Origin of the sequence: Limosilactobacillus fermentum, from assembly GCF_013394085.1 — a bacterium.
In the GTDB taxonomy this organism is placed as follows: domain Bacteria; phylum Bacillota; class Bacilli; order Lactobacillales; family Lactobacillaceae; genus Limosilactobacillus; species Limosilactobacillus fermentum.
The window spans coordinates 1637953-1660666 of the sequence record NZ_CP040910.1; the positions used below are offsets into that span (position 1 = coordinate 1637953).

The 22714-nt window shown below is 53.6% G+C and carries 16 protein-coding genes, 1 tRNA gene and 2 pseudogenes; 6 read left to right on the forward strand and 13 right to left on the reverse strand.

Features of this window, described 5'->3' with window-relative positions; translation table 11 throughout:
* Positions 1-41: 41 nt before the first annotated feature.
* The gene (locus FG166_RS08340; RefSeq protein WP_004562919.1) at positions 42-479 is read right to left on the reverse strand and encodes a MerR family transcriptional regulator; all 438 of its coding nucleotides are present in this window, start codon (positions 477-479) and stop codon (positions 42-44) included.
* 168 nt (positions 480-647) lie between these two features.
* On the opposite strand from FG166_RS08340, the gene FG166_RS08345 reads away from it, so the two are divergent.
* Together FG166_RS08345 and FG166_RS08350 are read left to right on the forward strand one after the other, a co-directional pair.
* On the forward strand, positions 648-2111 hold the full coding sequence (locus FG166_RS08345) for an MDR family MFS transporter (RefSeq protein ID WP_003681482.1): 1464 nt from the start codon (positions 648-650) through the stop codon (positions 2109-2111).
* A gap of 3 nt (positions 2112-2114) precedes the next feature.
* Complete coding sequence (locus tag FG166_RS08350; protein ID WP_003681481.1) at positions 2115-2819, forward strand: DUF4811 domain-containing protein; 705 nt, start codon at positions 2115-2117, stop codon at positions 2817-2819.
* Between the two features lie 90 nt (positions 2820-2909).
* Here the strand turns inward: FG166_RS08350 and FG166_RS08355 are convergent.
* The 3 genes and pseudogenes from FG166_RS08355 to FG166_RS08365 all read right to left on the reverse strand — a co-directional run.
* A pseudogene (locus FG166_RS08355) lies at positions 2910-3743 on the reverse strand (L-arabinose isomerase family protein); the annotation flags it as partial.
* 144 nt (positions 3744-3887) lie between these two features.
* Positions 3888-4772, reverse strand: coding sequence for an RluA family pseudouridine synthase (locus FG166_RS08360; RefSeq protein ID WP_003681478.1), 885 nt, complete (start codon positions 4770-4772; stop codon positions 3888-3890).
* A 72-nt stretch (positions 4773-4844) separates the two neighbouring features.
* Positions 4845-4918: transfer RNA gene (locus FG166_RS08365), tRNA-Asp, on the reverse strand.
* 127 nt (positions 4919-5045) lie between these two features.
* Here FG166_RS08365 and mprF point away from each other — a divergent pair.
* Positions 5046-7634: a bifunctional lysylphosphatidylglycerol flippase/synthetase MprF gene (gene mprF / locus FG166_RS08370; RefSeq protein WP_003681476.1), complete on the forward strand. Its 2589-nt coding sequence runs from the start codon at positions 5046-5048 to the stop codon at positions 7632-7634.
* Between the two features lie 275 nt (positions 7635-7909).
* Here mprF and FG166_RS08375 read toward each other — a convergent pair whose 3' ends face one another.
* From FG166_RS08375 to FG166_RS08410, 8 genes are all read right to left on the reverse strand, one after another.
* Positions 7910-8494 (reverse strand): DJ-1 family glyoxalase III, encoded by a 585-nt coding sequence (locus FG166_RS08375; protein ID WP_003681474.1) that lies wholly within the window; start codon positions 8492-8494, stop codon positions 7910-7912.
* Positions 8495-8509: 15 nt separating this feature from the next.
* A complete protein-coding gene (locus FG166_RS08380; RefSeq protein ID WP_003681472.1) occupies positions 8510-9508 on the reverse strand; it encodes an alpha/beta hydrolase fold domain-containing protein in 999 nt (332 codons plus the stop codon).
* A 235-nt stretch (positions 9509-9743) separates the two neighbouring features.
* Positions 9744-10406 carry a uracil-DNA glycosylase gene (locus tag FG166_RS08385; RefSeq protein ID WP_080543044.1) on the reverse strand — a complete coding sequence of 221 codons (663 nt, stop codon included), beginning with the start codon at positions 10404-10406 and terminating at the stop codon, positions 9744-9746.
* Positions 10407-10423: 17 nt separating this feature from the next.
* Positions 10424-11761, reverse strand: coding sequence for a threonine/serine exporter family protein (locus FG166_RS08390; protein ID WP_003681468.1), 1338 nt, complete (start codon positions 11759-11761; stop codon positions 10424-10426).
* A gap of 74 nt (positions 11762-11835) precedes the next feature.
* A complete protein-coding gene (locus FG166_RS08395; RefSeq protein ID WP_003681465.1) occupies positions 11836-12729 on the reverse strand; it encodes a LysR family transcriptional regulator in 894 nt (297 codons plus the stop codon).
* A 216-nt stretch (positions 12730-12945) separates the two neighbouring features.
* On the reverse strand, positions 12946-14367 hold the full coding sequence (locus FG166_RS08400; RefSeq protein ID WP_003681463.1) for a DASS family sodium-coupled anion symporter: 1422 nt from the start codon (positions 14365-14367) through the stop codon (positions 12946-12948).
* Between the two features lie 35 nt (positions 14368-14402).
* Entirely contained in the window at positions 14403-15794 is a 1392-nt protein-coding gene (locus FG166_RS08405; protein WP_003681460.1) for a flavocytochrome c, read from the reverse strand.
* A gap of 9 nt (positions 15795-15803) precedes the next feature.
* Entirely contained in the window at positions 15804-17192 is a 1389-nt protein-coding gene (locus tag FG166_RS08410) for a class II fumarate hydratase (protein ID WP_003681458.1), read from the reverse strand.
* Between the two features lie 382 nt (positions 17193-17574).
* Between FG166_RS08410 and FG166_RS08415 the strand changes: the two are divergent.
* Together FG166_RS08415 and FG166_RS08420 are read left to right on the forward strand one after the other, a co-directional pair.
* Positions 17575-18188, forward strand: a pseudogene (locus tag FG166_RS08415) (NADPH-dependent FMN reductase).
* A gap of 19 nt (positions 18189-18207) precedes the next feature.
* On the forward strand, positions 18208-19566 hold the full coding sequence (locus FG166_RS08420) for an NADPH-dependent oxidoreductase (protein ID WP_003681450.1): 1359 nt from the start codon (positions 18208-18210) through the stop codon (positions 19564-19566).
* 228 nt (positions 19567-19794) lie between these two features.
* Here the strand turns inward: FG166_RS08420 and FG166_RS08425 are convergent, their stop codons facing one another.
* Positions 19795-21453 carry a malolactic enzyme gene (locus FG166_RS08425; RefSeq protein ID WP_035430708.1) on the reverse strand — a complete coding sequence of 553 codons (1659 nt, stop codon included), beginning with the start codon at positions 21451-21453 and terminating at the stop codon, positions 19795-19797.
* Positions 21454-21601: 148 nt separating this feature from the next.
* Between FG166_RS08425 and FG166_RS08430 the strand changes: the two genes are divergently transcribed.
* Positions 21602-22486: a LysR family transcriptional regulator gene (locus FG166_RS08430; RefSeq protein ID WP_003681446.1), complete on the forward strand. Its 885-nt coding sequence runs from the start codon at positions 21602-21604 to the stop codon at positions 22484-22486.
* The last annotated feature ends 228 nt before the right edge of the window (positions 22487-22714 follow it).

Sequence of the window (22714 nt, forward strand, 5' to 3'; positions counted from 1 at the left end):
CCTAGCACTTTTTAGCGGGTTCGGCATAGAAGAGTCACCAATTATTTAGTATCAAACAGGCGTAACTCCACGTGGTCATCTTCTTTGACGATCGCCTCCACCGACTTCTTGGGGTCGTCTGCTAAGGGCCCTAAATCAATGCGGGTTCCCTCCTTGGTCGCCTCTATTTCAAAGACCCGGTCAATAATAAAGCGCTGAAAGTCCTTCATTTGACTGCGCCGTTCGTCTTCTTTTGCAACCGCCACTGGTAGGGTGTAACCCTCATCTAAGTAGTACTTAATCCCCATTACCTGAAAGAGGGTTGCTAACTGGTATTTATGGCTGGAATTTTCTTGGGTTTGCTCCGAGTGGATGTAGCCCTTGCGCTCCCAATAGCGGAGCTGACTGGGTGAGACTTCCGCGGCTTCGGCTAGTTCTCGCATACTTAGCCGCAGGTTCGCCTTGATAAATCGTTTCCGGTAGATCGATGCTAGCGACACGCCTATCCCTCCTCTTAATTTACGAAATAAAACAGGGTTATTATCTAATTTTGCGTAATCTTTGTCAAATAATTTGACAAAGATCTCCAAGAGTAATATATTAATTCCTGTTTAGATTTTACAAAAAGTAAGAAAGAAGGCTTTATCTTGCAGTCCAATCAACGACCAATGGACATCAACGGCAAGCCATACAACCGGGCGATTCTGGTTGCCGTGCTGACCGTTGGTTCCTTCTTTACGATGTTGACCGGGACCTTCTTGGCGACCGCTTACCCCGCCATCATGCGTTCCTTTGACATTTCCACTTCGACCGTTCAGTGGTTGACGACTAGTTTCATGCTGGTGACCGGGATCATGATCCCGATCTCGGCTTGGTTAATCAACAAGCTGAACTCCCGGGTGATGTACATTTCGGCGATGGCGACGTTCTTAATCGGAACGATCATCGCCTTTACCGCCCCGAACTTCGGCCTCCTCTTAACTGGCCGGGTGATCCAATCAATCGGGGTAGGGGTTTCGATGCCGCTAAACCAGACCGTCATGTTATCGATCTTCCCGCCGGAAAAGCGGGGCGCCGCCATGGGGGTGGTGGGGGTCGCCATGGGGTTAGCCCCTGCCGTTGGTCCAACCATGTCCGGTTTGATCGTCGACAATTGGTCCTGGCGGGACCTCTTCGGGATCATGATTCCAGCCATCGTGATCGTGATTGCCCTAGCCCTGGTTTACATGAAGCCAGTGCTAAAGGTGCACCAACAACCAATGGATCTTTGGTCAATCATCACTTCTACGGTTGGGTTCGGGGGCCTCTTGTACGGGGTTTCAGAAGCATCCAACCGCGGCTGGGGTGACGCCTTAGTCCTGTCTTGCATCGTGATCGGGATCATCTTTATCGTCCTTTTTGCCCACCGGCAACTCCACTTGGACGACCCCTTCTTGGACCTAACCGTCTTCAAGTACGGTGAATTTACCCTGGCGGCCGTTTTATCCAGTGCCGTTAACTTGGCCATGGTCGGGGTGGAAATGCTATTGCCGTTATACATCCAAAATATCCGTGGTGAATCGGCCTTCCACTCCGGGTTAATGCTGTTGCCGGGGGCTTTGATGCTGGGGTTAATGTCTCCAGTAACTGGGCGCTTATTCGACCGTTACGGGGCCCGGTTCCTTTCGATCACCGGGTTGACCCTCTTGATCATCGGAACGGTGCCGTTTTTAACCCTGACTAAAAACACCCCCGTTATTTCAATCGTGGTCTTCTACGCCATTCGGTTATTTGGGGTCTCAATGGTCTTCATGCCGGTAACGACCTCGGGGATGAACGTCTTGCCAATCACGGAAATGGCGCACGGGACGGCTGTTAACAACACCTTCCGCCAGACGATGAGTTCCATTGGGACCGCCATTATGACGACCGTCTTGACCAACGTCACCAACATGCAAAAACCAACCCACGCCCTACTAGAAAAGGCGCCCCTTTCCTACAAGGACCACTACATCAACGCTACTCTGGCCGGTTTCCACGCCGCCTTCTTGGTGGCCGCCCTCTTTGCCGTGATCTCCTTGATCCTCGCCTTCTTCCTGAAGAACGGTAACCGGGCCCGCGAAATCGCCTTGCAACAACAGAAGGGGGAATAAGCAATGATCATCGTCTTAGTATTACTATCAACAATTGCCTTTTACCTCTTCACCGCCGTTTGGCAAAAAATGCCCGGCCGAACGCTCTGGTCGTTTGTAAGTCTAGTCGTCTTGGTGCTTTCGATCGTGTCCTTTGTTTTACACGATAACCACCACATGGGAATGAAACTAGAAACGACCAACACCACTTCTAGCTTGGTGTCTCCCATCAAGAACCTCAACGTCTTAGTGTACAAGCAGCTAGGATCTGGGAGTGAAAAGGTCTACGTCTACAAGACCGACCCCAACGCCAAGAAAACCACTACAACGCGCCTAGCCGCCAACACTAAGTCAACGGTGAAGACCACCACGTCAACCAACGCCACGGTGGTTAAGCACACCAAGCGTTGGGTTTACAAGAATGGTTTTTCCAAGCTGATGTTTGGCATCTTAGGCGACGATAACGAAGTCGACCAAGTAACCTACACCTTCAACATCAACGACCAGTGGCTGGTTCTTTCTAGCACCCAAGCCGCTAAGTTACAAGCCCTGATGAAGGACTTCACCGCTCAAGCAGCGATGAAGTCCAAGGTCGCTGCCCTAGTCCAGGAGGAAGTGGCCGCCAAACTCAAGGCTAACCCAACGATGAGCGCCACTGACCAAGCCGCGCTCCAGGCTGCCGCTTTAAAGAGCGCTGAGGCAACCGTTATCGGCCAAATGTTAAAGTAATTAATGCCACACTAAAAGGGACTCTCCGAATTGGGGAGCCCCTTTTTTGTGGTTAGAGGAATTGTTAGCTAAAGAGTGTGGGGTAAATAACTACTTGATGTTGATAAAGTCGACCTTGAACAAACGTGCCAATTGTTCTAATTGTTCTTCGCTTAGGGCTAGGGTCAAGACGGTGTGGTGACCACCACCGTACTTCATCCATTGCTTAGCACCCTCAGCCAACCCAATTTCTGGCGTCCACATTTGCTTAGCGACCGGCAACTTCGGCATTTCGGCTTCTGGCGTCTTGCAGTCAACCGGGTAGCCAATGAACTTGTAGCCATCATCGAAGTAAGACAGGGTAATGTCGTAACCCTTCCCTTCGGCCCCAGTGAAGACCAGGCGCGCCGGGTCGTCCTTGCCACCAATCCCCAGTGGGTGAACTTCCACGCGCGGCTTGTCGGAGGCCAGGGTTGGGTCAACTTCTAGCATGTGCGAACCCATGATGGCTTCGTGACCGTGACGAAGGTCCAGCGTGTAGTCTTCCATCAGGGCGGTTTGCTTGTTGTCGGCGGCAATCTTAAGCAAGCGGGTTAAGCCGGCCATCTTGAAGTCCCCTTCAGGACCAAAGCCGTAACCATCAATCATCAACAGTTGAACGGCCAGCCCTGGCAGTTGTTCTAAGCCTTCCAGGTCTTGGAAGTTGTCGGTGAAGGCATCGTAGCCATTGTCATCCAAGAACTTCTTGATCCCCAGGTATTCACGGAGTTGGTAGCGAACGTTGTGAACGTACTTTTCGTGGTCGTTGTCACCTTCAACCAAGTCATAGTTAGCTTCCAAGTCCTTGTAAGCGGCGTCGATTTCGTCTTCGGCGATTCCGTTTACCACCGCTACCAATTCGTTGGTCGGGTAGTAATCAACTGTCCAACCAAACTTGATTTGAGCGGCTGAAGTGAACCCCCGAGATTGTTGTCCAATCTTGTGGGTTCACTTCAAGCTAGTTTTCTCTCAACCTCTTACTGTCTTTTCAAACCTTGGATAACAAACACGGGAACCAACCGTCCACCGGAAGTTATCTCCCACTCCCTACTAATTTAACCCATCCCACAGGGTCTTGAAGGCAACCGGCATTTCAACGTCAAAGGCCAGGTTCGTTTGGGTAAACGGATCGGTGAAGGCCAGGTGGCTGGCGTAGAGGGCTTGGTGGTCGGTCACGCTAAGGTCACCGCCGTACAAGTGGTCGCCTAAAAGTGGGTGCCCAACGCTGGCCATGTGCACCCGAATCTGGTGGGTCCGCCCGGAGTGTAAGCGCAAGCGCACCAAGGTCCAATCCCCCCGACTTTCTTCGGCCCAGTATTCGGTTTTTGCCGGTTGGCCAGCCGGGTTAACCTCACGTTCGATTTGCCCCTTGATGCGAGCGATCGGAGTGTCAATGATACCATGCTCCTTAGCAAAGGTTCCGGCCACAATCGCCCGGTACTCTTTTTGCATCGTGTGCCCCTCAACTTGGGGGCTGATCATGCTGGAGGCGACGTTGTGCTTAGCCACCAATAGTAGTCCGGCCGTATCGCGGTCCAAGCGGGTAATTAAGTGGGGGCGCAGATCCGGCGCGTCCTTGGCCACTAGGTAGCCCTTCACCCGGTTTAGGATCGTCCCGTTGACCACGTGGGGGCCGGGAACCGAGGCTACCCCCACTGGTTTGTTCACGACCAACCAGTTGTCATCCTCGTAGACAATCGTCAGTGGCTCTTCGGAAGTCGCTACGGTGGCGTCACCCGGTTCAGGTTGGACGGTCAGGGTCAGCGGTTGGTTCGGCAAAATTTTGGTGGTTGGCCGTACCCGCCGGTGGTCGACTTGGAACTCGCCAGCCCCGTTTTTGATGTCGTTGAAAAGACGGTGCCCCATCCCTAGCGAATGAAGAAAGGTTTTAATCTTAATTGGTTCTTGGCCCCGGTAGACCCACGTGTTTTCCATCTCGGCTTGGCTCCTTTTTTCTGTTGAATGTAAAAAAACCGGATCCGAAGACCCAGTTTTTGAAAAATTATACGGTCCGTACGAGACTCGAACTCGTGATCTCATCCGTGACAGGGATGCGTCCTAACCAGCTAGACCAACGGACCATTTAACAACAAATAATAGTATACGGGAGAGTGAATTCACCGTCAACCATTTTTTGCTTTTTTGTTCAAAACAGGAGCGCCCTTTCCCATTCCCCGGTATAATGAATGGCGAATAGGAGGAGAAAAAATGAGTCACCTGATTAGTCAACTCAAGACCCTTTGGGGACATTATTCACGATACTTAAAGGTTATCTTTATCATTTCGGTAATCCTGTTTGTGATTACTTCTTTGACCGGGTTCCTGCGCGGCGTTAACTGGGACCGGGTCGGCGACGGGCTGAGCTCGCTTTCGCCCTTAACGATCGCCCTGCTCACCATCGCCGGGATTGTCTCTGTCATCCCGATGCTGGGTTATGACGTCGCCATCACCCACCTCTTGCCTGGCAAGTTTACCGTCGGCCACATCATCAGGAGCGGCTGGGTCACCAACACCCTGACCAACGTCGCCGGCTTCGGTGGCCTGCTCGGGGCGTCTCTGCGGGCGACTTTTTACGGCCAGCAGGCCAGCAAAAAGGAAATCCTAAACGCAATTGCCAAAATTGCTATCTTCTTGGTGGCCGGTCTATCGGTGATGTGTTGGGTCGCCTTGGTCCTCATGTTTGGTTTTCACCAGGGGGGCCACTTTAACCGTTACGCCATCTGGCTGGTCGGCGGTGGACTATACTTCCCGGCCGTCTTTTTCTTCACCCGCTGGAAGTCCAAGAGCCTCTTTGCCGACCTGTCGTGGCGCCTGGAATTATTGATCATCATTTCCTCGACGCTCGAATGGCTAGGGGTCGCCCTCTTCTTCGTCTTCGTTGGGGCAATGATGGGCGTCCACGTTAATCTGGTCGCCGTTTTCCCGCTTTACGTGGTCGCCCAACTGCTCGGGGTCGTTTCCATGCTACCGGGGGCGCTGGGTTCCTTTGACCTAATGATGATGGTCGAGTTGGTCATGCTGGGGGTTCCCCACGCCACCACTGTCGTCTGGTTGGTCTTGTTCCGGGTCTTTTACTACTTGATTCCACTGGCCCTGGCCGGGATCTTCTTTGTTCACTACCTCTGGCTCCAGCTCGATAACTTCTTGGACCACCTCCCGCAAGCGGCCGGTCACCAAGTCGCCCACTGGGTGGTGACGACCTTCATGTACGGCTCGGGGATCTTGATGCTTTTAGCCGCTTCGGTTCCCGACCTGGCCGATAACAACAAGCTCTTGCAACAGGTCTACCCCTTCACCTTTTTCTTCTTGCATCAGCTAACGACGGTGGCCTTTGCAATCGCCCTGCTGGCTTGTGCCCGCGGGATCCAGGCCAAGGTTGCTAAAGCCTACTGGCCCTCGCTAGCCCTGCTCGTAATCGGAATTGCCAACACCCTGTGGTACCTAGGCACCCTTAGCTTAGCGATCTTCTTAGCGGTCCTATTTTTCTTGACCCTGGCGATGCGCCACGTCTTATACCGTAAAAAACTCCAGTACTCGCTAGGTAAGTTCACCCTCGACGCCGTTATCTACGCCGGGGCGGTGATCTTATACGTCATCGTTGGTCTCGTTAACAACCCCACCTACATGGCCAAGCACTCGATCCCGAGTTTCCTGCTCTTCCCCGGCGAAAAGGTGTGGCTGTCGGGCTTTATTGGCATCCTGATCGGTCTGTCGATCATGCTTTTGATCATCCACTACTTCACCTCGGGGCCCGACCCCTTCGCTGGCGAACAAAAGCTACCGGTTGACCGGGTCAACGCCCTGATTGAAGAATTTGGGGGCAACGAAACCTCCCACCTGGCCTTTTTAAAGGACAAGAACCTCTACTTCTACCAGGTTGACGGCCACGACCGCCTCTTTTTCATGTACCGGCGCAAGTACGATAAGTTGATCGTGATGGGGAATCCGGTCGGAGACCAAACCGTCGTCCGTGAGGCGAGCCTAGAATTTCTACGCGAAGCCAACTTATACGGTTACCAACTGGTCTTTTACGAGGTCAATAGCCAACTAACTATGCTCCTGCACGAATTTGGGTTTGACTTCCTAAAGACCGGTGAAGACGGATTGGTCAAACTTGCCGACTTTACCTTGGCCGGTAAGAAACAACGCTCCCAACGGGCCTTAATGCACAAGTTTGAGCGGGAAGGTTACCAATTCACCATCGTTGAACCACCCTTTTCCGATGAGCTGATGCAAGAAATGCGGGCCGTTTCCGACGACTGGTTGGGTGACCAAGTTGAAAAGGGCTTTTCCTTAGGCTTCTTTGATCCCGACTACATCAACACCGCCCCGGTGGCCCTGGTCGATGACAAGGACGGCAAGTTGGTGGCCTTTGCCACTCTGATGCCGACCGGGGGTAAGGAGATCCTGACGATCGACTTGATGCGTCACTCCCACGCCGCCCCGTCCGGAATCATGGATATGATCTTTGTTTCAATGTTCTTGTATGGTCAGGAAAAGGGCTACACCTACTTCGACCTTGGGATGGCCCCACTAGCCAACGTTGGTGAATCGCGGTACTCCTTTACCGAAGAGCGGGCTGCCCACTTCATCTACGAATACGGGACCCATCTCTACGGCTTCCAAGGCCTGCGCCGCTACAAGGATAAGTACGCTAGCGAGTGGCACTCCCGCTACACCGTCTACCGCAAGAAAAACTCCCTGTTGGCCACCATGATCGCCCTAGTATCGGTCGTTAACCAACGTGCCGATCAAAAGGTTGACCGCCACCCACTAATGATGTGGTGGAAGAAATAGGAGTGTGACCCAACCTTCTATATACCATCAAATAAAAACCGATCAATTCGCAATTATTTACGAGTTGACCGGTTTTTTACTTGGAAAGAAGTTTGACAATCTCTATTTCATTTTCACTATTACACAGATAACGTGGTCACCAACCGCAGGCCTAGTATCTAAGTACGGCCGAAGAACGCTGCTTAACACAGCAACCTTCTGCCTAGCTTAGCTATACACCCTGCCATACAGGTTGGTTCCCACTTCGAAACCCAGGTGCGAGGGCGTTTTATTGTCTAGTGGTTGTTCTCTAATAGGTAAGGGTAGAGCATTTGACGACGAACCTCGGCAGCATCCACCCCTAAGGCGTCCGCAATGCAATAGGCAAAGGCCAAGGCCGTTGCCGGTCCCCGGCTGGTGATCAACTTTCCCTTTTCATCGACCACGTTAATGTCTTCGTGGAAACGACCGCTGGGAGCGACCTGCGTGGTCGTTTGCTCAATCCCCGGAAAACAAGTGTAGTCGTGACCATCCAAGAGTCCGTAGCGGGCAAAGGCAATTGGGGCGGCGCACATGGCGGCGTTCCACTCCCCCGCTTGTTGGCGCCGTTGCATCAATTGCATCAAGCGATCATCATCGCGCAATGCCTTTGCGCCACCCGAGCCGCCGGGAAAGACCACGCAATCGAACCCCAAGAGCCCCTCGCCTACTTCGGCTAGGCTAGTATCGCAAGTTAAGGCAATCTGGTGGGCCCCTATCACTTGGCGATCATCTAGGCCCACCATCGTCGTTTCAATCCCCAACCGGCGAAAAACATCTACCGGCGTCAGGGCCTCGATTTCTTCACAACCTGGGGCAATCATTACCGCTACTTTTGTCATTTTGAATCCCTCTTTCTAGCTGTTCACAACCCGTTTGATCTCTTCAACCGCCTGCTCACTCTCCGGGCTTTGGTAAACCGGGTAAATGTGATACAGGTTCCGCCCGATGTGGGTGGTTACCGGGACGTGTTGCTGACGGAGCCGCTCCGCAAAGTCCATGGCGTCCGGGTACATCAACTCTTCGGTCCCCACAAAAATCGTCACGTCGCGTAAGGGCGACAGGGTTCCGTACAGTGGGCTCACCTGCCAGTTACGGTGGTCCAACTTAGCAGCCCATATCGCCCCTAACTGCCGAAGACCGGCGGCGTTTAAGGTAACGTCTTTTTCCTCGTAGTCAGCGACCTGGGGATTAGTTAAATCGATGTCTAACCACGGTGAAATCATGATTAGGTGACCGGGTTGCGGAAGCCCCCGTTCACCCAGGTACTCGCAAAAACTAGCCGCCAACCCGGCGCCAGCCGAGTCCCCCATTACGGTCACCTGGCTGACCGGCACCTGGGTGTAGACCTCGTTATAGATCTGTTTAAGCACGGCAAAGGCGTCCTCAACCGTGTGGGCTGGCAAGGTCGGGTAAATGGGCACCACCACTTTTGAAGCGGTCCTGTCCGCCAACCGGTTCAAAAACTGCCAGTGCTCCTTTAGCGGCCGCTCAAAAAAGGCACCCCCGGTTAGGTAAATAATGACCGGGTGTTCCTGCAAGTCCGCGTTGAGCGTAAAGCACTGGCTACCGGCCACTTCGCTCTCCTTAACCGGGACGGTGAACTTAACGTCACTGGGTAATTGAAGGGGGCGTTCACTTTCCACCGCCGCCCTTTGCAATGCATCAGCCAGTTTAGTCGGGGTGGAGAGTGTCTTTTTAAAACCAGACACCCGGATCGCCATTTCAGTTAGGGTGGCCCGCTGGGAACGGTGGTGGCCACACTTGGTGACCTCCTTTAGACTGCTCTTAATGCTTGTCACAATTCCGCGGGCTATTTGGCGGTCAAAGTGACGCCGCTTTACGTTCCTCATCATCTGCGTTCCCCTTATCAAAATTTTGTGTGCATTCCTCGTTTCTCTCTAGTTAAAATCCTAACACGGTCCACGCCCCGGTCGTTAGCGATTTCCCGTTAAGTTTTGGTAAAAGAAGGGAAGTGGGAAATGACCTTCTCGACAGACCGTATGACTAAGCTAGGGGGAAGGTTGGTGCCTTGGCACCGTTCTTCGTCCGTACTTAGGCACTAGGTCTGTGGTCATTTTCCACCACCCCTTATTGCGGCATCAAATGCTGTTCTTTTAGCCACTTCCCGAAGGCCTGCCAGTCGGCACGCACGGTCGGTTCTAGGCGCCGAGCGTACAAAAAGGCGGCTGGGTGATACATTGGCACAATGTAGTAAGGGGTCGTCCCCATTTGATAACCCTGGTGATCCGGCCGGGTTTCTAAGACCAACTGGTGCAAGACCTGACCGTGCAAGTCACCAATCTTGGCCTCTGGTCCCAGCAAGCGTTGGAGGCTGGTGTTGCCTAGGGGCACAACCACCTGAGGGGTGACTGTCTTTAATTCCCAGTCAAAGAGGGGCCCAAAGGCTAGGACCTCCTTTTTGGTGGGGGTGCGGTTGGGGTACTTGGTGACCCGCTGCCCAGTTTTCTTATCGGTGACCACCTTAACCGAGTACGGCCGCTTGCGGACCACCGAGGTGATGTGGACGGTCGCCCGCGACAAACCAATTTCTTCTAGCAACTTGATTAATTCCTTACCCGAAGTCCCACTAAAGGGCACCCGGCTATCGGTCTCACTGCGCCCGGGAGCCTCACCCACCAGCATTACCGCCGGATGGTTTGGTCCAGCCCCCGGTACAAAGCCCATTAGGGGACGATCCTTGATCGCTGCCTCTACTTGGTCAACTAACTGCTGAGGATACTCAATTTGCACGCTGATCACCCATCTTCCTATCCGTTATGACGCCACTTGGTATCGGTTAGTACCCGGGCCGCTACTTGACCCAGGGGTAAAAAGAGGACGATTAACATCGCCCGGGTTAACCACTCGGCCCCGGTGTTGACCGACTGTAACCCTAAGTTATAGACGGCCCGGTACATGTACAGCCCGGGCACCATGATTACCACCGAGGGAATCGTGATCGCAATCCGCGGGTAACCAACCCGGTTACGGACAATCGCCGCCAACAGGCCACAAGCTAGCGCCCCCAAGAAGGCGGCCGGGCCAGCCGCCATCCCAAAGTCGACTAATTCCAGCCGTAAGGTATTACCAAGCGCCCCGATTACCCCGGCCATCGCCGCCATTTTCGGCGTCGAATTAAACATAATTGAAAAGCCAAAGACCCCGCAAAAAGAGGCCGGCAACCGCAACAATAAGAGCTGCCATTCATTTAACGGCAAGGCGGCGAAGTTGGCTGGCCTTAAGTGGACCATCAGGGCCACCAGCCAGCCAACCAAGGTCGCCACGGTAATGATTAACAGGGCGTAGGCGGCCCGCTCCAAGCCGGACCGCATGTCTAATTTGGCTAGGTCCAGCCCCGAGGTGATGAATGGAAAACCAGGGATGATAAAGAGCATTGCCCCGATGTAGCCGGCCTCGTGACGTTCGTTGATTCCCCAGAAGTTTTGCAGGGCCATAAACGGGACCAGGTATAACAAACAAGCCACGGCCACGGAAACGGCCACGCAAGCAAGCAGGGTAATGTGACGGTCAATCATCTTACGCCGCACAAAGTTCCCGCACCCCGCTCCCACAAAGGAACACAACATTTCTACCGGGCCCCCGCCGAGCAAGAAGACGAAGGCTGAACAGGCCAAGGCCGCCGCTAACCCCACTTGGTAAGGGCGGTAATTACCCTTCATCCGTTCAATCTCGGTTAAACGGTGGTCAATTTCTGCAATCGTCCACTCCCGCTTGCCCCGCTCAATTTCCTTAACGAACTTCTCCAGGGCGTTTAGCCGGGTTGTATTCACCCCGGTCGTCGGTAACGAGATCGCCTGGGTGTAACTGTGGTTATCATCAATGCAGGTGTATTCAATCGATACCAAGCCAATATCGGCCGAACAGGTCATTCCAAGGTTGCGGGCAACCACGTTCATCGAGTCGCGCACCCGCCAGGACCCGGTTCCGCAGGCCAAAATCATTAGACCAACCCGCCCAACGATCATTGACCGTTCCACTAAGGGGGCCTCCTTAGCCGGGGTAACGTTGTCATCTTCTACAAAATCCTGCCACGGAATCTGCATGTGGTGGTGGTAATCTTCACCCACCGCTTGTTCCTTATCCATCTTTTTCTCTCCCCACTTTAGACACTAAATTACGTCCTATTATAGGAGGGTTGCCGACGTTTGTGTAGGGACAATTAAGCGGGTGAAAAGAGTTCCAGGTGCTTTAGAGTCGTCACTAGGGTCTGCTCGTCTTCGCTTAACACGTAACCTTCCCGGGTCGCCACCGAGATGTAAAAACTGGCCGGGGTCGGGTCCGTCAATTCTAGCGGTACGATCCCCGGCTCGTCTTTGATCGCATCCAAAACGATCAGGCTGACGCCGAGGTTTTGACGGACCAGCTCCTTGACCCAAGAAATATTGGGTAGCGGGTAGAGGGTGCTTTCCGGGCGGACACGGGCCGCGTCGCAATAAGCGTTAAAGGCCGCCCGGTGGATGTATTGGTCACTGTAATTAATGAAGCGTTCGTTAGCCAAATCGCCAAAGGCCACCCGCCGTTTTTTAGCCAACGGGTGTTGTTCGCTGACCGCCACGGTGAAGGGGCGCTTGGCCACCAGGTCGACAAATATCCCCTCCTCATTAATCGGCGCCATCGACCCCAAAATGGCGATGTCAATTTGACCATCCTTGAGCCGTTTTAACAGCTCGTGGGACCCCTGGTCGGTGATCCGCAGGCACGACAACAAATCCGGCGGACAGGATTTAACTAACCCACTGATGTATATTTTACCGATGATCGGGGGTAAGCCGAAGCGAATGCTGCCCCGCTTAGCCTGGCTAATTGACTTTTGCGCCAAGGCTAACTGGTGATTGATCCGGTCCGCCGCTTGGTAAAGTAACTGACCAGCCCGGGTGATCTTCATCCCCCGCCGGCCACGGGCAACGTCGACCAATTGGACGTCAAATTCACGTTCCAGGCGTTGGATGGCCTGAGTAACGGTTGGCTGGGTGACGCCAAATTGCCCGGCCACTTGGGTGTAGTTTTTCATTTCAACAACGGCCGTAAAGTACTGTAAGTCACGCGTATTCATTCTGGCGTTCCCCCTTTTTCCTCCAGATTTTAACACAAAAGGGCCCCCACGGCCGTGCCCCAGGGGTCCTTTTTAATTAGTAATTTCATTTACGGATAACGTGCTCCCAACCGCAGGCCTAGTGCCTAAGTCTGGCCACAGAACACCGCTGGCGCGCTAACCTGTGCCCTATCCTTAGTCCAACGGCCTGCTTAATGGTTGGATCACACTTCCTGATCACCACATCCCAATCACCTTCATCCAGAGGCTCCCAATCCCGATCCAAACGACCAGGTAGAAGACCCCCAGAACCAGGTTCAAGGACCACCACTTGTTTTGCGGGACGTAACCAGACCCAAACAAAACCGGAGCCGGGCCAGAAGCGTAGTGGGTGGTTGAGGCGTTTAAGTTCCCAAAGAACCCGAGCAATAAGGCCGCCAGCATTGGCGGTACGTGAGCGGAGATGGCTACGGCTAACAGGGCCGAATACATCGCCGTTACGTGGGCCGTTGAACTAGCGAAGAGGTAGTGACTGTAGAAGAAGAAGACAATCAAGATCGCCAAGACCAAGAACCAACTCATCCCGTGCAACATACTACCGATGCTTGAAGAAAGCCACGGAATAAAGCCCAGGGTGGTCAAGGAACCAGCCATCATAACCAAGACGGAGAACCAGGTCAGGGTGTTCCAAGCCCCGGTTTCGTGCAAAACGTCGGTCCAGCTCAGGACCCCAACGACCAAGAGCAGGCCTAAGGTTAAGAAGGCAGCTAGGCTGGCGTCGATCTTGGTCAGGCTCCCGGTCATCCAGAGGACCAGAGCAATGATGAAGATAACGGCCATTAGCTTTTCTGGTAGGGTCATCTTCCCCATTTGATCCAGTTCCTTTTCCGCCCACTGCTTAGCGTTGGGCGTTTCCTTAATCTCCGGCGGGTACATCTTGTAGATCAACCAGGGAACGACGATCAAGGAAATAATTCCCGGAACCAGGGCGGCTAAGAACCAGCCTCCCCAGCTGATGTTCACTCCGCTTGACTTGGCTAGGGTTTGGACCAGGGGGTTAGCGGCCATCGCCGTCATAAACATGGCGGCGGTGATCATGTCCCCGTGATATTCGGCAAAGACCAAGAAGGAGCCGATCTTGCGTTCCGTCCCGTCCTTGGGGTCGGAGCCAAAGGATTGGGCCAAGGACTTAATGATTGGGTACAAGACCCCACCGGCCCGGGCGGTGTTGGACGGGGTGGCCGGGGCCATGATCAAGTCGACCCCAATTAAGGAATAGGCCAGCCCCAGCGTTTTCTTACCGAAGAGGCGGACGAAGTTAAGGGCGATTCGCCGTCCCAACCCGGTCTTGATAAAGCCCCGGGCGATGAAGAAGGCCATGGCAATCATCCAAATTGAGCTGTTCCCAAAGCCTAAGATCGCCTTATCCATCGGCAAGGTGCCGGTCAAAACGGTCAGGGCAAAGGCGAGAATTGAGACACCCCCGATTGGTAGGGGCCGGGTGATGCAGGCAATGATCGTCCCGACAAAGAGGGCGAACATGTGCCAGCCGGCCACGGGAACGGCCGCTGGCTTCATTGGCGTGAGCAGCCACAAAATGACCCCCACGATTACCGGCCAGATAAAGCCCCGGTAATTGACTTTTTCTAAATTCTTCATATTGATTTCTTCCTAATCAGTTCTCTTGTTTCTTACTATTTCTGACTTTGGTACAAGGCGACTTGTTGACCGGCTTGGCGCCCAAAGATCACGATTTCGGCGATCGAGTTACCCCCGACCCGGTTATTCCCGTGTAGGCCCCCGGCAACTTCACCGGCGGCAAACAGTCCCGGAATCACGTTCCCGTTGCCATCCAAGACCTCTGTATGGGTGTTGATGTGTAAACCACCCATCGTGTAGTGGATCGCTGGGGCAATGTGGATGGCGAAGAAGCCTGGCTTGGCGATGTCGCGGTCCATCCCGGTCGTCCGGCTAAATTCCTGGTCATCGTGGTCCTTGACCGCTTGGTTCCAGGTCGCCACCGTCTTTTTCAGGGTAGCTGGCGCCATGGAGAGTTTTTGGGCGAGCTCTTCGATGGTGTTGCCGGAAACCACTAGCCCCACCTTGTCGTAGAAGTCGACGGCCTTGGCCCGGTCACGGATCCCCTGGTCAAAGATCAGGTAAGCGGAGTGCTCCGGCAAAGCGGTGATGGCGTTGGAGACGATCTTACGGGTGTTTAACTCGTTGACGAAGCGTTGCCCCTTGGCGTTAACCAGGATTGCCCCTTCGCCCCGGACGACTTCACCAATCAAATAAACGTGCGGGTTATCTTGTTGAACGGTCGGGTGGACTTGAATCAAGTCCATTTGAACTAGCTGCGCCCCGACGTCTTCGCCGAGTTTCAGGCCGTCGCCGGTGGCCCCCGGTTGGTTAGTCGTCTTGTAATCAACCAGGTCTGGGCGGTAGCGCTTCATGTATTCCTTAGAAGCGCCGAAACCACCGGTCGCTAGGATAACGCTGTTGGCCGCGATCGTCTTGGTGCCGGCCGTGGTTTGGACTTCGACCCCGTTAACGGTCCCCTGATCGTCTTTTAACAACTTAGTGACCTTGGTCTGGTTGAAGACCGGGATTCCTTGTTGGCCAACCACCCGCAACAACTCGTTGACCAAGAATCCACCGATCGGGGCTAAGCTAGCCGGGCGGTGGGTCCGCATCACCGACATCCCCCCGGTGATCGTGACGTCTTCTAACTTGATGTCGTGATCGGCCAGCCAGTCAATCGCCAGGGCGGAGTGGTGAACGAAGTAACCCAAGAGGTCCTTATCGTTTAAACGACCGCCGTCTTGGTAGGTTTCCCGGTAAAAGGAGCCGACGTTATCGATCACCCCGTGCTTTAATTGGACGTTGGTTTCGGCGGCGTTCATCCCGGATGAGGCCCGGTTAGTGTTCCCACCTAAGCCTTCTTCTTTTTCAAGGACGACGGCTGAAAGCCCTAGTTCATGGGCTTGGATGGCGGCCGTCAAGCCGGCCCCCCCGGAACCAATGATCACCGTGTCGTAGCGGTCCTTTAACTCACTGGCCGGGCGTGGTTGAAATTTTTCTCCCATAATTTCCTCCTAATCTTGTTTGTCGACGTTGGTCATCTTTAACATGTCCATCCATTCGTCGTATTGTTCTTCGGTCACCTTGCCGGACTTCAAAGCGGCTTCTTTTAAAGTGGAGCCGGCCTTATCGGCGGCTTGGGCAATCTTAGCGGCGTCGTGGTAGCCGATATATGGCGACAGGGCGGTTACCGTCATCAAGGAGTTGTCCAAAAGTTCCTTCATCCGGGCGTCGTTGACCGTCAAGCCTGCAATCATCTTGTCGGCAAAGCCGGTGATCGTCCCGGTTAGGAGGTTGGCTGATTCCAAGAAGGCGTCGATCATCACCGGCTTGTAGACGTTCATTTCAAAATTCCCCTGGCTAGCGGCCATTGAAACGACCGTGTCGTTACCAAAGACCCGTAGTGACGCCATCGTTACTGCTTCGGCTTGGGTTGGGTTAACCTTCCCCGGCATGATTGAGGAACCCGGTTCGTTGGCCGGGATGTTTAATTCGCCGTAACCAGCCCGCGGACCGGAGGCCAAGAAGCGGACGTCTTGGGCAATCTTAAACATGTCGGCGGCCAGGGTCTTCAGGGCCCCGTGGACCACGTTTAAGCCGGAGTGGTTAGCCAAGCCAAAGAACTTGTTGGTCTTAACCGTAAATTCGTGTCCGTAAACGACGGAAACCTTTTCGGCGATCTTTTCCGGCATCCCCGGGGCCGCGTTTAAACCAGTCCCCACGGCCGTTCCCCCGATCGCCAGTTCCAATAGGGTCGGTTGGAGTTGCTTTAAGTAGTCCCGGTCGTGTTCTAAAGCGGCCACGTAACCAGAGACTTCTTGGCCAAAGGTTAACGGGGTGGCGTCTTGCAGGTGGGTCCGGCCAACCTTAACGACGTGCCAGTATTGTTCTTGTTTGGCCTTTAATTCGTCAATTAGGTGCTGGACGGCCGGCAGCAGCTGATCCAAGGCTTCCACGGCCACGATGTTCATCGCCGTTGGGTAGACGTCGTTGGAGGATTGACCCTTGTTAACGTCATCGTTTGGCAATACGGTGACGTCTGGATTCAAGCGCTTAGCCAGGTTGGCCACGACTTCGTTGGTGTTCATGTTGGTTTGGGTCCCGGAACCGGTTTGGTAAACCTTAAGTGGGAAGTCCTTGCGCAAGTCGTCATCGGGCAGGACTAAGAGTTGGTCAATCGCCTCGATGATCAACTTCCCCTTGGCCTCATCAATCTGGTTTAATTCCAGGTTGGCTTGGGCAGCGGCCTTCTTAATGTTGAGCAGGGCGCGGATGATGGCCAACGGCATGAACTGGCCGGTTGGGAAATTGTGGCGGCTCCGTTCCGTTTGTGGTCCCCAGAGGGCTTCTTGTGGGATTTGAACTGGTCCTAAAGTATCTTCTTCCGTCCGAAATTGTGACATATTCTTCAACCTCCAAGTGATTAATCCGATTGCATTTGTGAAAAGTTACACATTACTTAACGATTATACGATAATCCCCCCGCTCTCTTATAGTCAAACCCGCTAGTTATTATAAGGATTGATTATTATTAACGGTCCTGCACCCCGCTTAATTGATATTCATCAGCTTTAATCGGCCTATTTTTAGCGGGATTGTTAGCGCCTTCATTTATTTAAATTTTGTCTAATATCCGTAATTGCTTGCCAAATAGTGACGGCGAGCCACCCGTAACTTTCTAAATCAGGATCCCTGATTGATTTTATTCAAAAACTATGTCAAAATGGGGACGATTGTTAGCCCCTTAACAAGGTGACAAACACAGAAATGAGAGGATTTGATCATATGAAGCACTACATTGGGATTGCTGGAACCAACCGTCAAGGCTCCACCAACCGCCGCTTGTTGCAGTTCATCAAGGAACACTTCGCCGACAAGGCCGAAATTGAATTGATGGACATTGGTGGCCTGCCGGTCTTCTACAAGACCCCGGACCGCTCAGTTCCGGAACGGGTAACTGAAATGGCCAAGAAGATCGAAGCATCCGACGGGGTCATTATTTCCACCCCTGAATACGACCACGGGGTCCCGGCCGTTTTGATGAACGCCTTGGAATGGCTTTCTTACGGTGTGCACCCCTTTGCTGACAAGCCGGTAATGATTACCGGGGCGTCATACGGGATGCTTGGGACTTCCCGGGCCCAACTCTGATGCTACGCCAGATGCTGGACTCCCCGGAACTGTCCGCCCGGATCATGCCATCATCCGAATACATGGTGGGCCACTCCTTACAAGCCTTTGACGACGAAGGGAACCTCAAGGAAGGGGCCCTCGTCAACCGCTTGGACGGCTTATTCGCCGACTTCGACACCTTCGTCGACGTCAACAAGAACCTGGTCTATGACCGTGAACACGTGATGCAAGACATCCGCGTTTCCGACCTGAAGAACGACTTATAAACCAAGGAGGAACCTACGCATGAAGTTAGTTGGGATTGTCGGCTCCATCGCCGAAGATTCATACAACCGCAAATTAATGACCTTTATGGCCAACCGTTTCAATAACATCGCCGACATTGAAGTCGTTTCAATCAAGGACGTACCGATGTTTTCCGAAGACGACGACCAAACCAACGGGATGGCCGTTCAATACTTGAAGCACCGAATTGAAAACGCCGACGGGGTGATCATGGCCACCCCTGAACACAACCACACCACGACCGCCGCTTTGAAGTCGACAATCGAATGGCTGTCCTATAAGATCCACCCGTTAGAAGACAAGCCGGTCCTGATCATAGGGGCCTCTTACTTCACCCAGGGTTCTTCCCGGGCCCAATTGGACCTGCGCGAAATCTTGGAAGCCCCAGGGGTTAACGCCCTCGTGATGCCGGGGAACGAATTCTTGTTGGGGAACGTTCGCGACGCCTTTGACGACAACGGCAACTTAAAGGACGGCGGCACGATTAACCGTTTGAGCAACTTGTTGATCAAGTTCTCCAAGTGGGTCAACGTCTTGAAGGCCTTAAAGGGCCCAGAACCGGCCGACGCCTACAAGAATGAAGACCTGACTGCCTCCGGGAAGACTGACACCACTATCGAAGGGGTGAAGCCCGGTGACCCAGACTGGATTGAAAAGGCCGCTAAGTTGACCAACGCCGCTTCCGGCAAGGACTACGTTAAGCTCGACGCTGGGATCCTGACCGTTGACCAACTTAACTGGTTCTTAAAGTCGATCCCGGCCGAACTGACCTACGTCGACGACAACAACCAGTTCCTCTACTACAACCACAAGGCCCCGGCTGAAAAGATGTTTGCCTCCCGGACCCCGCAACAACCGGGTTCCCCGATGTCGGCCGTTCACCCGGACAAGCGGAATGTCCACGACCACGTTAAGCAAGTCATCCACACCCTACGGACCGGTAAGACCGACATGTTCCAACTGGCCGAACCAGTGGACAAGAAGAACGCTAAGTGGGTGGTTAACAACTACCAAGCCATTCACGACGAAGACAACATTTACCGTGGGATTAACGAAATCGTGATCGACTTCTGGCCAATCGTCAAGAAGTACCTGGAAATGACCGGGCAAACCCTGGTTGACGACCCGAACAGCAAGGTGGACGCTAACGCCAGTGCTTCTACCAAGGAAGAAGCCGCCACCGAGGCTCCCGCCGTTGACGCTAGCGCCAGTGCTTCCGAAAGCGAAACGGAAAGCCAACCGGCACCGGCACCGGCACCAGCTACTCAAGCACCGGCCGTTGACGCCGACGCCAGTGCCTCAGAAGAAGACGCACCAGCACAACCGGAAGTCGACGCTGACGCCAGTGCAAGTAAATAACGGAAGTGCGCCCAACCCGTTCGGCAGGCCGTATGGCTAAGCTAGGGCAAATGGTTACCGCCTTAGCGGTGTCCTTTACCCGTACTTAGACACTAGGCCTGCGGTTGGGAGCACGTTATCTGCGGAAGTGCATCCCTACACCCTACAATAAGACCCCTAACGCTCACCTCGTGCGTTAGGGGTCTTTTCATTGTCGTTTAAGCAAGGGAGGTTGGTGAGCACTTCCTCTTATTCAAATCTAGCCAGTTCCTGGTCCAGCGGCTTGTATTCCGCTTGCCAAGTAAAGTCGGCCACCGCCTGCTTGGCATCCGTGATTCCCGCTGCGGCTAAGCCCTGGTCGATGGCGGATTGAGCCACCGCCTCAGCCACCTTCTTGGAGAAGTCGGCTAGCTTGGAGACCGGTGGTAAGACGGCGGCGCCCGGTTGATCAGCGTCAACGAGGCCCCCTAAGGCGTGGGCGGCCGCCGCCAGCATGTCGTCGTTAATTACCTTGGCTTGGACGGCTAAGGCCCCAAAGCCCACCCCCGGGTAAATCAGGGCGTTGTTAGCTTGGCCAATTTCGTACTGAACCCCTTGGTAGTCAACCGCCGGGGTCGGAATCCCAGTGGCGACTAGGGCCCGCCCGTCAGACCAGTTCATAACGTCGTCTGGCATGGCTTCAATCTTCTTGGTCGGGTTGGAGATTGGGAAGATGATCGGGTGCTTAGCGTGGGCCGCCATTTCGCGGATGGCGGCTTCGGTGAAGGCGTTGTGAACGGTCGACGTTCCGACCATCACCGTTGGTTGCACCGCCTTGATAGCTGCCGTTAAGTCGGTTAATTGAGCGGCGTTGTCGAATTCACCCCGCGACCGGGTGAAGCGGGCTTGTTCCGGCGTTAGGCCCTCCGTATCATCAAACAACAACCCCTGGCGATCGAACAAGTAGAAGTGCTGCTTGGCTTCTTGTTCGCTGAGGCCTTGGCGCACCAGTTCTTCGAAGAGCATTTTTACGATCCCCATCCCGGCGGTCCCAGCACCAAAGGTTAGGAAGGTTTGGTCGGTTAGCTTTTCTTTGGTGATGTTTAAGGCCCCCAGTACCCCGGCCAAAACGATTACCCCGGTCCCTTGGATATCGTCGTTAAAGGTCAAAATCTTGTCTTGGTACTTATCCAAAATCTTGGCGGCCGTCCCACGGCCGAAGTCTTCAAAGTGCAACAGGCTCTTAGGGAAGAGGCTTTCGACGTCGCCGACAAATTGGTCAATGAAGTCAAAGTAGCGTTGGCCTTCAATCCGGGCGTGGCGCTTACCCAGGTAGTTCTTGTCGTCCAGTAGTTCTTGGTTGTTGGTCCCGGCGTCAATCGAAACTGGTAACACTTGGGCCGGGTTGATCCCAGCGGCGGCCGTGTAAACCATTAACTTACCAACGGCGATGTCGACCCCGTTAACTCCCCAGTCACCAATCCCGAGGATCCCCTCGGCATCGGTCACCACGATCAGACGGATATCCCGCCCCTCGGCGGCGTTCTTTAAGATCTCACGGTTGTTTTCTGGGTGATCAACGGTTAGGTAGGCGGCATTTTGCGGCTTAACGAAGCGTTCGTTGTACTCTTCAATCGACTCGGCAATTACCGGGTCGTACACGATCGGCATGAATTTGTTGATGTGCTTGCCCATTAAGTTAAAGAACAGCGTCCGGTTGTTGTTAAAGATTTCCATCAGGAAGTGGCGTTTTTCAATCAGGGTGCCCTTCTTTTGGTAGAGGGCGTAAATTTCATCGGCTTGTTCGTCAATCGTCTTAACCCGTGGTGGTAAGAGCCCTAGCAGGCCGTGTTGCTTACGTTCCTCAGTTGTAAAGGCGGTGCCCCGGTTTAAAAAGGGGTTGTTTAACAGTTCGTATCCACTAATCATTTTGATCGGTCCTTTCAATCCATCTGCACAACTTTCTCTCTCATCGTGGTTGATCATAAGTAGTCCCTTAGGTGATAGTCAAACCGATGGAAGCCAATCAATTTTATTGATATGATAAACAGAAACGCCGTTACTTAGGGGGGTAAAGATGAACATTAAGGAACTTCGCTATTATCATGACCTCGTAATTCGAAAAAATTTTTCCAAAGTCGCCACCCACTTTGGCGTTGCCCAACCCACCATCACGATGGCCATCCAACGTTTAGAACGGGAATTAGGGGCGCCGCTCTTTATTCGGAGCCAATCCCACCACGACCTGACCGTAACCGCCAGCGGTCTGCAGTTTGACCAGCACGTCCAAACCATCCTGCGCGAATTGGAGGTCGCTCACCAAGAGCTTTCCCGGGCCAAACAGGAACAAATCCGCTTTGGCCTACCGCCGATCATCGGTAACTACTTTTTCCCCGCCTACACCCCCGCCCTGCTAGCGGCGGGATTGTTACAACGCTTAGAGGTTGAAGACCACGGGTCCCGGGAGCTAACGAAAATGCTGGCCCACGGCATCATCGACATGGCCCTCCTAGGGTCCTTAGCCCCCCTACAACAAGATTCTTTTTCGACGCAAGTAATTACGCGCGCCCCCATCCAAATTATCGTGGCACCCGACCACCCCTTAGCCACCCGAACCACCGGCGTTTCCTTTCAGGACCTCAAAAAAGAGCCCTTCATTACCCTGGCCAACGAGTACGTTCACGCCCAGGCCTTCCACCAGGTTTCCCGGGCGGCTGGGGTGCGTCCCAAAGTTGTTTTTAAAACCCACGACGTTCACGTTTTAAAAACCCTGGTGGCGAAAAACTCCGGGATTTCCTTTCTCACCACCCTAGCTCTAGAACCCCAAGATCACCTTGTTGCACTGCCACTACTCGATCTGGGCGCCCCCGAATTTATCATTTCGGTTGCTACCCGGGCCAACCGGCTACTGTCACCCTATGGTCAGGAACTTTGGGGGTTATTGGCGGATGAACACGATTAAACCTTCCTAAATAATTAAGAGCCCAGTTGTCCACCTCCAGGCATACTGAGCTCTATTTTTATACTGTCCTTACCCGCTTCGCTTTTTAACATAAACTGAAAGTTACCGTCGTTACTGAAGCAGCGGGTAACTCAAATTCATGTTGCTTAGCAACCTTCGAATTAGCCTTAACGGGCTTAGCTCGAACTAAATTGGGCTCCTCAAAGGTATTGCATGCATGAGGATCAT

Excerpts from the sequence above, each read along its gene's own strand:
- FG166_RS08345 (WP_003681482.1), top strand. The coding sequence starts at position 648 with ATGGACATCAACGGCAAGCCATACAACCGGGCGATTCTGGTTGCCGTG.
- FG166_RS08350 (WP_003681481.1), top strand. The coding sequence starts at position 2,115 with ATGATCATCGTCTTAGTATTACTATCAACAATTGCCTTTTACCTCTTC.
- FG166_RS08360 (WP_003681478.1), bottom strand. The coding sequence starts at position 4,772 with ATGGAAAACACGTGGGTCTACCGGGGCCAAGAACCAATTAAGATTAAA.
- mprF (WP_003681476.1), top strand. The coding sequence starts at position 5,046 with ATGAGTCACCTGATTAGTCAACTCAAGACCCTTTGGGGACATTATTCA.
- FG166_RS08375 (WP_003681474.1), bottom strand. The coding sequence starts at position 8,494 with ATGACAAAAGTAGCGGTAATGATTGCCCCAGGTTGTGAAGAAATCGAG.
- FG166_RS08380 (WP_003681472.1), bottom strand. The coding sequence starts at position 9,508 with ATGATGAGGAACGTAAAGCGGCGTCACTTTGACCGCCAAATAGCCCGC.
- FG166_RS08390 (WP_003681468.1), bottom strand. The coding sequence starts at position 11,761 with ATGGATAAGGAACAAGCGGTGGGTGAAGATTACCACCACCACATGCAG.
- FG166_RS08395 (WP_003681465.1), bottom strand. The coding sequence starts at position 12,729 with ATGAATACGCGTGACTTACAGTACTTTACGGCCGTTGTTGAAATGAAA.
- FG166_RS08400 (WP_003681463.1), bottom strand. The coding sequence starts at position 14,367 with ATGAAGAATTTAGAAAAAGTCAATTACCGGGGCTTTATCTGGCCGGTA.
- FG166_RS08405 (WP_003681460.1), bottom strand. The coding sequence starts at position 15,794 with ATGGGAGAAAAATTTCAACCACGCCCGGCCAGTGAGTTAAAGGACCGC.
- FG166_RS08410 (WP_003681458.1), bottom strand. The coding sequence starts at position 17,192 with ATGTCACAATTTCGGACGGAAGAAGATACTTTAGGACCAGTTCAAATC.
- FG166_RS08420 (WP_003681450.1), top strand. The coding sequence starts at position 18,208 with ATGAAGTTAGTTGGGATTGTCGGCTCCATCGCCGAAGATTCATACAAC.
- FG166_RS08425 (WP_035430708.1), bottom strand. The coding sequence starts at position 21,453 with ATGATTAGTGGATACGAACTGTTAAACAACCCCTTTTTAAACCGGGGC.
- FG166_RS08430 (WP_003681446.1), top strand. The coding sequence starts at position 21,602 with ATGAACATTAAGGAACTTCGCTATTATCATGACCTCGTAATTCGAAAA.